7 protein-coding genes are annotated in these 11,199 nt (G+C 33.7%); 6 read left to right on the top strand and 1 reads right to left on the bottom strand.

The features are described from left to right. Window positions 1-524: 524 nt before the first annotated feature. Window positions 525-689 carry a hypothetical protein gene (locus tag F6K22_RS16990; protein ID WP_293100084.1) on the top strand — a complete coding sequence of 55 codons (165 nt, stop codon included), beginning with the start codon at window positions 525-527 and terminating at the stop codon, window positions 687-689. 915 nt (window positions 690-1,604) lie between these two features. On the opposite strand, the gene F6K22_RS16985 is transcribed toward F6K22_RS16990, so the two are convergent. After that, window positions 1,605-2,843, bottom strand: coding sequence for a vWA domain-containing protein (locus F6K22_RS16985; RefSeq protein ID WP_293100081.1), 1,239 nt, complete (start codon window positions 2,841-2,843; stop codon window positions 1,605-1,607). A gap of 611 nt (window positions 2,844-3,454) precedes the next feature. On the opposite strand from F6K22_RS16985, the gene F6K22_RS16980 reads away from it, so the two are divergent. The 5 genes from F6K22_RS16980 to F6K22_RS16960 all read left to right on the top strand — a co-directional run bounded on the left by F6K22_RS16980 (window position 3,455) and on the right by F6K22_RS16960 (window position 10,522). Then, on the top strand, window positions 3,455-4,144 hold the full coding sequence (locus F6K22_RS16980) for an ATP-dependent Clp protease proteolytic subunit (protein WP_293100078.1): 690 nt from the start codon (window positions 3,455-3,457) through the stop codon (window positions 4,142-4,144). Window positions 4,145-4,341: 197 nt separating this feature from the next. Then, on the top strand, window positions 4,342-4,932 hold the full coding sequence (gene clpP, locus F6K22_RS16975) for an ATP-dependent Clp endopeptidase proteolytic subunit ClpP (protein WP_293100075.1): 591 nt from the start codon (window positions 4,342-4,344) through the stop codon (window positions 4,930-4,932). Window positions 4,933-6,279: 1,347 nt separating this feature from the next. Beyond that, a complete protein-coding gene (locus F6K22_RS16970) occupies window positions 6,280-6,921 on the top strand; it encodes a J domain-containing protein (RefSeq protein WP_293100072.1) in 642 nt (213 codons plus the stop codon). Between the two features lie 340 nt (window positions 6,922-7,261). Further along, the gene (locus F6K22_RS16965; RefSeq protein ID WP_293100070.1) at window positions 7,262-8,509 is read left to right on the top strand and encodes a protein arginine N-methyltransferase; all 1,248 of its coding nucleotides are present in this window, start codon (window positions 7,262-7,264) and stop codon (window positions 8,507-8,509) included. 1,068 nt (window positions 8,510-9,577) lie between these two features. Continuing rightward, window positions 9,578-10,522, top strand: a complete 945-nt coding sequence (locus tag F6K22_RS16960) for a calcium/sodium antiporter (RefSeq protein WP_293100067.1) — start codon at window positions 9,578-9,580, stop codon at window positions 10,520-10,522. The last annotated feature ends 677 nt before the right edge of the window (window positions 10,523-11,199 follow it).

Raw genomic sequence — 11,199 nt, 5'->3', positions numbered from 1 at the left:
CTCGCTAATCGCAATTATTGAGTTGATATGGCTATTTTTGAGCTAGTTTTTAATAGTAAGTATCTATAATATTGATTTTACCGTAAAAATCAACTATCTTAAGTATTTGCGTTGGCGGAGGGAGCAAATGCGGCAGCTATATCGCTCGCCAAAAGATAGTTATAGTAAGTGTTTTACTATTTTCGGAGATGTCTATTATGTAGAGTAGATTTTAGTACATCTACCCTAAATCACTACATCTACAGGACTACCAATGTTCTTACCTGCATACTGCTTCATAAAACTGATACAAAGCGTCACGTAGCGTGACAAATTGATGTTTACTTCCTGTCTCTTGGTCAGCATTCCCTCTCTTGGTGCGCGTTCCCTTGCGTCTTACGCCGACGCGGGGTCGCACCGCTTGCGCCTGTCGGCGACGCGGGGTCTGACCGCCTTCTTGTGAGGCCGTCGGCGGTTACTCATCCACAGGCATTGACGGGTTTTGCAATGGCCGCATCTGTCAAGTCTATACCTAAATTCAGTCTTTGTCAATAGACATTATTATTCATTTGGTTCTCTTGCCTCTGACTCCTCTGAGTGAGGGTAACGAGGGGGATTTTGCCAGAGGTCCAATAGATAGAAACCCCAGAAATGTTGAAGCAGCGATTAGTGCAGAAGATACAAATTTCACCCTCGTTACTAATGCGTGAACATAACTACCGTATTATATCGCGCTCATTGCGTAAATTGTTAACTAAGTCGAAACTCCCCAGATTTGTCTCCCATTGAACTATGTTGGTCAAAATTCAAAAACTTTCTCTGCTCTCGTCAAGCTCTTTCCTCAAGAACAAATTAGATTGAGCTATTAGCGAAGCGTTGGCGGAGCCTAGTGGCAGCTATATCGCTCAAATTACTGAAGATGATGTCTTTGGTTGGTTTACACATTGTGGTTTATTCATATGAAAAACGCTGTAAAATGCACCTCTCTACTACTGTTACCCTATATTTTCCTCTCTCCTTTTCTTTTTAGCACTACCGATTAGAGATTTGGTGTTGGTAACATCAAGAAAAAAATTAGGAAAATGATAATTTTGTAGCTCAATCAGAACTAAAATTTTATACAAAAAAAATAAGCAATTATAATCAAAATTACCTCTTTGTAGCCAAGATTTATCTAAGTATTCAGTCGTCAGTTTTTACCTTGCCTCCAGAGTTATAACTCCTTGATCGGCACTTAATTATGATGACGCTTGTCTTGTCTTAATGCCAATAAATTATTATTGATATATTTCAGATAATTTATACTATAAATTAAGTAGCTATTCAGTTAATCTAAGTGTTATTCAACAAATCATTACTTAATTCATAAAAAAACTGAGAACTGATTGGAAGATAGCTGAATGCTTACCATTTATTAAACTGTTATAATTATTATTATTGGATTTCTCAGAAAAATATCATAGTAATGATTAACCAGGGAAAAATTCCCTGGCTGAACTGATAGAGCTGAATGCTTATCATTTATTAAACTACTATAATTATTATTATTGGATTTCTCAGAAAAATATCATAGTAATGATTAACCAGGGAATTTTTCCCTAGCTAAATTAATAGAAAAGTATCCTCTACTTTAAAATTGTTTTGGAGACAATTCTCGTTTTTTTCCGGTCTGCTTCCGAAAGTTCTCCTCCATCTTGTAGACGAGTAGCACTGGTTTGTAAAACAGTTGCTGCTCCTGTATCTCCCATTTGTAATGCCGTTTTAGCTGCTGTTTGTAACATTGTAGCTGCACCTGCTCTATCGCCCTGTTGTAATTTTGTTTCAGCTATTTGAGTTTGCCTATATTTGGCTAAAGCTAAAATATGATTTTGTACTTGGGGGTTAACTTGAGGCTGGTATTTTTGCATAACATTAGCTTCGACTAAAATCGGTTCCGAAAGTAAATTTTCCTGACTTTGAGCAGGGTCATCATAACGAATTTGTAATTGGGCGATTGTTTGTTTTCCTTCCACTAATTGCCCAATATAAATATTAACAAGGACGACTCTTTCTACATCTTTCATTAAATCTCCCAGTCTGACCATAAACTCATCGCCCTCTTTTTGTACTGGCAATTCAATAGTATCTGGTGCTACTTGTGCAATAGGTTTAAGTTCTGCCAACCTAACTCTAGACATTAAAGAAAATCGTAAATAAGAGTTAGTAAGTCCTACAGATTGAATCCGATTAAATAATTTTCCAAACTCTTCTATTGCCTGTTCTGGTCGTTGAATATAGGCAAGAGTTCCGCCTCCAGCATCAGCAATTTTTTCCAAAATATCTTGATTCCAATCATCACCAAATCCTAGAGAATTTAGAGTTAAATTGTAATCTGTTGCCAGCTTTGCTAACTTGAGACAACGGTCATTATCCCCATGTTCATTTTCCCCATCAGTTAATAGAAAAGCTTGGGAAATAGAATCTTTTTGACCCTTACCTAACTCTTCTATTCCTAACTTTAAACCTTCATCAATAGCAGTACCACCAGAAGCTCTTAACTTATTAATTTCACGCTTAATACTAGCAGAATCATTAATAATTTGATTACGAACAATTACTTTAGCTCGATGGTCAAAAGCCACAACCGAAAGGCGATCGCCTTCCTTTAATTTCTCCACAAGTTGTCCTGCGGCTTGTTTAACCGTTTCCAGTGGTCTTCCTTCCATAGAACCACTGTGGTCTAAAATCAAACAGAGGTTTAATGGTACAGTCCGTTCTAACTCATCAGCCATAGCCGAAATAGATATGGCCATTTGACGTTGAGATGAAGATTGAGAGGCATCAATATTAGTATCGTTGAGAGTCGAATGTAGATTAACTTTCATAAATGTACTAGGAATTTTTCTACTACTTATTTAAGGATATCTCCACAAATATAGGGAAAAATTTCGATATAAAGATCAAGAAAATCAGTTGCTTAACAATTAAGATAGATAATTCTGGCAAAATCTGCACCTAGAGAAGAAACAATATCTCTGCTCAATGTTGACTCAAAAAAATCAAGTAATGTAAGCATTAAGCCATCAGCTATTAGCCAGACTTCTGCGGAGGAACTATGTTAAAAGTTATTGCCGGATGGAGGAGGCAAAAGCCATTGAGAAATTAAATTGAGAGAGAATTAAAAGTTAGTGCCAAAGTAAGTTCCCTTAACCGAGAGAAGTATTCATTTAAACCTCACCTTTAAAGGGGATATTTTATTGCTGATAGCTGACTGCTAAGAGCTGAATGCTTACCAAGTAATGGTAAATATGCCATTTTTGCCCAATAATTATGGTAAAATCCACACCTAGACAAAAAAACTTGTTTTAGGTAAAAATATCAGTGTTACATTATAACCGATCGAGAGGATGACTAATAAACAATCGTATCCCCTACAATAATATTACGCAGGCTAACATAATCAAAAAATAGTACAATCATTATTAGGAATTATCTCATGAACTCACCAATAAAAGCAGTTCAAACAAGCACTTACTATGGAGACTCATCTTTTCGGACACCACCCCCTGATTTAGAATCTTTAATGTTAAAAGAGCGAATCGTTTATTTGGGGTTACCATTATTTTCATCAGATGAAGTCAAAAGAAATATAGGCATTGATGTTACCCAATTAATTATTGCTCAACTACTTTATCTACAATTTGATAATCCTGAAAAACCAATTTATTTTTATATCAACTCTACTGGTACTTCTTGGTATACAGGAGATGCAGTTGGTTTTGAAACAGAAGCATTTGCTATTTGTGACACCATGAGTTATGTAAAACCACCAATTCATACAATATGTATTGGTCAAGCTATGGGTACAGCAGCAATGATTTTGTCAGCAGGTACAAAAGGATATCGGGCAAGTTTACCTCATGCTACCATCGTTTTGAATCAAGCAAAAACAGGAGCAAGAGGTCAAGCAACAGATATTTCAATTAGAGCAAAAGAAGTTTTAGCTAATAAGACAACTTTCTTAAATATTCTCTCTAAAAATACGGGTCAATCAGTAGAAAAGATTGCAAAAGATACAGATAGAATGCTGTATATGACCCCAGAAATAGCTAAAGAATATGGTTTAATTGACCAAGTTTTAGCAAGTAGAAAAGAACTACCGAAACCTCTACCTGCTACTCTTTAAATTCTCAATCAAATCAACAATTTTTGGTAAGTAAAAAAGAATTACCAATACAATATATTGACCAGAAAATCAGGTATCAAACCTCCCCCTTTTAAGAGGAGAAAAAAATCAACCTCAGTTAGGAGGTACTGATAACTGGTAACTGATAACTGATAACTGAAATAAGTCCTCAATAAAATCAAACGGAAAAAAGTATTATGCCTATAGGTGTTCCAAGTGTTCCTTATCGTCTTCCTGGTAGTCAGTATGAAAGATGGATAGATATTTATACCCGTCTTGGTCAGGAAAGAATTATCTTTCTTGGTCAAGAAGTTACAGATGCTCTAGCTAATAGAATCGTAGCCTATATGTTGTATTTGGACTCCGACGATCCAAATAAACCCATCTATCTTTATATAAATTCTCCTGGTGGCTCTGTAACAGCAGGATTGGCAATATACGATACTATGCAGTATATCAAAGCAGATGTCATTACTATATGTTTGGGTTTAGCAGCTTCAATGGGATCTTTTTTATTAGCTGCTGGAACTAAAGGTAAAAGACTAGCTTTACCTAACTCCAGAATTATGATTCACCAACCCATGGGAGGTACTCGTGGTCAAGCTACGGATATTGAGATTGAAGCTAAAGAAATTCTGCGCGTTAGATCGGTATTAAATAATATGTTGGCAGAGCGCACAGGTCAATCTTTGGAAAAGATAGAAAAAGATACCGACCGTGACTATTTTATGTCTGCTGAAGAAGCGAAAGAATATGGTCTAATTGACCAAGTAATTGAAGAACGTTAAAGTTAAATGAAAGAACCAGGAAAGAGTAAAAAGAAAGAAGGTAGTTAGTTGAGGAAATAAATCACAACTAACTGAGTATAACTAAATTCAAAAAATATCCTGGAAAGTTAAACTTAAGAACTGATTTATCAAGTAAATATTAAGAGGCTTAATTCCTTGCTATAGCTTGGCGAGTTATTTTAGAGTCAGCGCCAAATTATTAAAAGTAATATAAGACTTTTAGCTAAGTTGACAAATCAGCTCTAAAATCTCCAGAATCAATCAACAGAGAAATAAATAACTCCGGAAAATTTAACTGAACTTTCTTTATTTTTTACTCTTTCCCCATATTTCAAAAGAACGGAGTTAAACTAAATATTTCCACAATTAAATTTAACTAAAGAGAGTATATCCGTAGTCAATCAAAACTATAACGTTATATATTTATTGTGGGAAACTCATCGGTTAAGATAAGTCACACAGAAACAGGGAAAAGGTAAATAATAAATCATTATTTATTCCCAGAAGACTTAAGTAGACAGACTATTATGATGTACTCAAGAGAAACTATAACGTTATAGATTTTTTGTGGGAAACTCATCGGTATACTAAGTCGGAGACAAAAAGGGAAAAGGCAAATAAATAATTATTTCCTCCAATGAAGACTTAAGTAGACAGACTATTATGATGTACTCAAGAGAAACTATAACGTTATAGATTTTTTGTGGGAAACTCATCGGTATACTAAGTCGGAGACAAAAAGGGAAAAGGCAAATAAATAATTATTTCCTCCAATGAAGACTTAAGTAGACAGACTATATGATGTACTTAAGAAAAACTATAACGTTATAAATTTTTTGTGGGAAACTCATGGGTTAAGATAAGTCGGATACAAAAAGGGAAAAGGCAAATAAATAATTATTTCCTCCAATGAAGACTTAAGTAGACAGACTATTATGATGTACTCAAGAGAAACTATAACGTTATAGATTTTTTGTGGGAAACTCATCGGTATACTAAGTCGGAGACAAAAAGGGAAAAGGCAAATAAATAATTATTTCCTCCAATGAGGACTTAATTAGACAGACTATTATGATGTACTCAAGAAAAACTATAACGTTATAGATTTTTTGTAGGAAACTCATGGGTTAAGATAAGTCAGATACAAAAAGGAAAAAAGCAAATAAATCATTCCGGAAATTCTAACTAAACCTTATTTGATCTTCCCAATTCCTTATACTACTGAATACTGAACAAAATAGTAAAGCTAATTAAACCTAAAATATTTAGACAAAGGGAAAAGGCAAATAAATCATTCCGGAAATTCTGACTAAACCTTATTTGATCTTCCCAATTTCCTCAAAATATATGAATATTGCAGATTATTATCGACAATTAGGGCTAAACTTAGGAGCTACTTTAGGAGAAGTAAAAGCTTCTTATCGACGACTAGCAAGAATGTATCACCCAGATGTTAACCCAAAAGATCGGCAAGCTAAAGATAAGTTTATTGCAGTAACAGAAGCTTACAAAATTTTGGTGAAGATTACTCCTGCTCAAACTGAATTAGCATACAATTCCACTCCCACATCAACAACTAATAAAAATTCAAAATCAGAAACTGTATCTTCACAAACTACAGCTCCAAGACCAACAAAAGTTAGGGTAAATCCTAAACAAGAACAAGATAAAAATCAATCTCATACCTCAGAAGTAGAAAACCAACTTAAACAAAATTATTATTTACAATTAAAGCAGTTATTAAAATATAAGAGATACCCTCTGGCTATTACTCTAGTAGAAGGTTTAGCCCAGAGAATGCCTCAAGATTGGGAAGTCCGCCAGTGGCAAGCGATCGCCTATCAACGTTGGGCACGTCACCTCATTAGTGAGAGAAAACTAGATAAGGCCAGAAACTATCTAAAGAAAGCACTTAAAACAGACCCCCAAAACCGCGCTCTCTGGGCGGAAGTAGAACATGATTTTCGTCAATTGGAAAAGATTTATTGATTATTTGTAGATTTGATTCATAATTGTCAGTATAGAAGGGAACAGGGAATAGCAGTCCGACCCCGGGTCGGCGCAAGACGCAAGGGAATGCGCACTAAGAGAGGGAATAGGGAACAGTTGGAAAAACATTTCCTGGTCTAAGATTTATTATCAGTCTATGGTACTAACCAATTCTTGATCAGCCACAGTTATAAAAAATTACTTGAAAATTTAGCGGAGGTAAGGAACATATTAAGAGCTTAACTAGGAACATAAAATATATAGTAGATTCAGTAATTAATGTGGTACAACTGACAGGGTAAATATTTTTTGCTTATTTCCCATCCTATTCCCTAAAACTATGACAGACATAAATCAAGAATTCCAAACAGCTCTCAAATTGCAAAAAGAGGGAAAGTTACAAGAAGCAGAATCAATATACATAAATATACTAAAATCTGATAGTAATCATGTAGCTTCCCTAATTAACCTTGGTTTAATAGAGCAAGGCAAAGGCAAACTAGATGAAGCAACTCAATTTTATAAATATGCTTTTTCCATAGATTCAAATAATATATCCCTACTGTATCTTTTAGCTAGAATTACACAAGAGCTAAACCAATTAAATGAAGCTATTACCTACTGGCAAAAATTAGTAGAACTTAAACCAGATTCCGCTTTAGAATTTTATGGAAATATTGGTAATAGCTTAGTTCAGCAAGGTAGATTTGAGGAAGCACTAAATTATTTTCGTCGTGCCCTAGAAATATCACCTAAGAGTTTTCAAGCTCATCAGGCGATCGGTAATTTACTGATTAGACAAAATAAACTCTTGGAAGCTAAATCAGAATTTAGTAAAGCATTAGAAATTAATCCTAATTATCAAACTGCAAAGGTCTGGTTGACTTTAGTTGATAAGTTACTCAAGGGAGAAAATCTAGTTTCATTCAATTATCAAAACACCCCCATAAAATTTGAAATAACAGGCAAAAATCTAGCAGTAGAAATTGCCAATGTTGGTGGAAATTTTTATGAATTAGGGGAGTTAGAGTTTATCCGGCAGAATCTAAAATCATCAAATCCAGTGATTGTTGATATTGGAGCAAATACAGGGAATCATTTAGTTTACTTTGCTAAAATTATGCAGGCAGCAAAAGTAATTCCCATAGAATTTCATCCAGAAATCATTGCAGCGTTGAAGAAGCACATCTCAATTAATCAAGTTAGTAATGTTGACTTATCTAAATTAGGTTATGGTATTGGCAAAAATCGTGGTAAATCTTTTATAAAAGAACATCCTGCTAAAGATTTATGTTTAACAGAAATCGGCGATAACATTATTAATGGTAAAGAAGTAGTAGTTGTGACTTTAGATGAATTAATTCAAGAAAAAATAGACTTCATCAAAGTTGATGTACAAGGTACAGAAATAGACGCTTTAGCAGGAGCAAAAAATTTGATATCTATTTATCAACCTGATATGCTAGTTGAAGTTGCCAAAAATCATATTAAAGACTTTCGGAATTTTTTAGAAGCAGTCAGATATCAAAATGTTAAGGCGTTTGATCATGGAAGATATGTCAACTTTTATATTGAAAATAGTAACTAAAAGTGATATTTGGATTTGCTACAAGCATAGTGTATTGTAGTCTAAGTATATAAGTAGTTATGCTAAATTAATTACCGAAAAATTGTGGTCACTAGCCTCCCTTTTTAAAGGGATAAAAAAAAAGAGACTATTCCTTATGTCAATATGTCAATCCCGATGCTTTCCTACGGAATGCTGCGCAAACAGCTAGAGGTACTGATAACTGATAACTGAAATGACACATACTGTAAGGCTCAAAAGCCTATATTGAAAAAATCAAACGGAATAAATAATGGTAATCAATTTTGCCCAGGCACTTAGAGCTGATTTATTAAAGTAAATACTAAGAGGCTAAGTTGCTTGTTAGATACTGTTTGTTAAAGGAATCTTAAATCAAGGCTTAGGGTGGGTTAGGTGGCAATACTTATGCTGAGTAACCAAACTTTTAACTGTCCGCCGTAACCTACACAACATATCGAATATTAAACACTCTAGTTGTATGAATATTGGCTTGTGTATTTACTCTCTTAGCCTAGATTTTACCGAAAAATTAAGGTATAAAGCCTCTCCATTCATGGAGAAAAAGCGGTCGTTTCGCGCAGAGACTTAAATTGCTGAGATTTCCGTAGGATGGGATACTTAGGAAACCTAGCCATATCCAATCGACCAAGAGAAGAAAAAAATTTCTTTTAACCAATCCTATCTGTTATAAGAAGAGGTAATAATTAATTATTAATGATTAATTGTAGAAAACTTACGGCATTCGAGGTTCAATGTTTCTGAAAGTCAAGTAAAATAAAAGTTTTCCTGGAGAATACTGCGCAAATAGTTAAGTTAAAGAATCAGCTCTTAGCATTCGTATTTGGATTGTATAGAAAATATCTGGGAAAAAAGTAAAAGAGAGAAAAGTTTTAAACTTGTTATCTAGATTTGGGATTTTTTGACCAATCATTTAGTATTGCTATATCTGAGGAAATCAGACAAAAATCATAGCTATAATTTGCTTTGTGTTTTTCTCTAATTTACTACTTCTAGATTATTTTCTAACCTTAACTTCGATTACTATATGTAAATGTAGACAATAAACTAATGCAAAATTTAATTATCTGGCTAATAATATTTATAGTCAGCTTGTTCGTTCTAATCAAAGCCTCTGACTTCTTTACAGATGCAGCAGAAAAAATAGGTATATCTTTAGGAATTTCTCCTTTTTTAGTAGGGGTGACAATAGTATCAGTAGGAACATCTTTACCAGAGTTAGTATCTTCTATTATAGCAGTAAATCAAAACTCCTCTGAAATTGTTTTTGGTAATGTCGTTGGTTCCAATATTGCTAATATTTTCTTGATTATTGGTACTGCATCATTGATAAGCAGTCCTTTAAGAATACAATATGAACTAATTAATGTAGATTTACCACTATTTGTTGGTTCAGCTTTTTTATTAAGTTTAACAGTTTTAGATAATAACTTTTCTATAAATGAAGCTATTATCTGTATTTTGGGATATGTTGTGTACGTTTTTTATACAATTAGTAGCGGTAAAGAAGAACAGCAGTCAGGAAGCATCAATAGGTCAAAAAAAAGTTTTCCACTCAAACAAATACTAATTGTGATTGTTAGTTCATTATTTGTCTTTTTGGGTGCTACTTATACAATTAAATCTGTTACTAAAATTTCCGAAATATTGCAAATTGGTAAAGAGTTAATTGCTTTAAGTGCAGTTGCCCTTGGTACATCATTACCAGAGCTAATAGTTACTATTTCTGCTGCCAGAAAAGGAAATCCAGAAATTGCAGTAGGAAATGTTTTGGGTTCTAATATTTTTAACTCATTAATGGTAATGGGAATACCAAGATTAACAGGCAAGTTAGAAATTCCTGATGATTTTATTGGTAGTGGATTATTAGTTTTATTAGTAGGAACAATTTTATTCTTTTTTGTCACTCAAGATAAGCAGGTAACTCGTTGGGAAGGATTAATATTTTTCATATTTTATGGATGGTTTATTGGCAACATCTTTGGGTTTGTTTGATATCCTCCGAACCCCCAATACTTGACTTTGTAATTCCTGCAATAATAGGGAGTAATATAAAATTCAGTTATATAGTAATTACAAAATTACTTTACTCTTAATCAGATATTCTATTGAATACGAATTAATGATTCAATAGTTCCAATCCATTCTTTATCCTAATATAGCAGTCGAAGCAAAGATTAGGAAATTTATAAATCCTGAAACCCTTTGACAGTTTACTATTCTCCCTATTTCCTATTCCCTAGTGCGTAGCGCTATACCACAATACCAGTTTGAAAAAAAATACTGCAAGAAGGTGCGTCTAGATCGCAGAGGCTTATAGAAAATTTAAAAAAGGTCGTTAAAGTAAAAAAGGGAATAGGAAAAATCCTTGCTATTTATTTGATTTTCCTACATGGTAAAATCCTGGTTTTCCCTAACTACAAAAAAAAGTTAATCTAGCATTATTTTTTCAAACTGGTATTAAAAAGGAATGCGGTTCAGTTAAGAATTTTTTTTGCAGTTGTGTAATCTAAAAAACTCATCTAATGGTTCAATACCTTATGAGTTTTGGTATTGTCAGAACTGTATTGGCTAAAAAAAAGCTTCTCCAATTCATTTTACCTGAAAATTGGGTTTAAAGCCTCCCCCTTGTAGGGGGACTTTAAAATATGTTTTTCCGTGATAAATATGCA

Source organism: Okeania sp. SIO2F4, assembly GCF_010672385.1.
Taxonomy (GTDB): domain Bacteria; phylum Cyanobacteriota; class Cyanobacteriia; order Cyanobacteriales; family Microcoleaceae; genus Trichodesmium.
Note: the sequence above shows the minus strand (reverse complement) of the source record. Positions and strands in the feature narration are given on the sequence as shown.

Bases quoted from the DNA above. Each gene is read 5' to 3' on its own strand.
- F6K22_RS16960 (WP_293100067.1), top strand. From the start codon at position 9,578: ATGCAAAATTTAATTATCTGGCTAATAATATTTATAGTCAGCTTGTTC.
- F6K22_RS16970 (WP_293100072.1), top strand. From the start codon at position 6,280: ATGAATATTGCAGATTATTATCGACAATTAGGGCTAAACTTAGGAGCT.
- clpP (WP_293100075.1), top strand. From the start codon at position 4,342: ATGCCTATAGGTGTTCCAAGTGTTCCTTATCGTCTTCCTGGTAGTCAG.
- F6K22_RS16965 (WP_293100070.1), top strand. From the start codon at position 7,262: ATGACAGACATAAATCAAGAATTCCAAACAGCTCTCAAATTGCAAAAA.
- F6K22_RS16980 (WP_293100078.1), top strand. From the start codon at position 3,455: ATGAACTCACCAATAAAAGCAGTTCAAACAAGCACTTACTATGGAGAC.
- F6K22_RS16985 (WP_293100081.1), bottom strand. From the start codon at position 2,843: ATGAAAGTTAATCTACATTCGACTCTCAACGATACTAATATTGATGCC.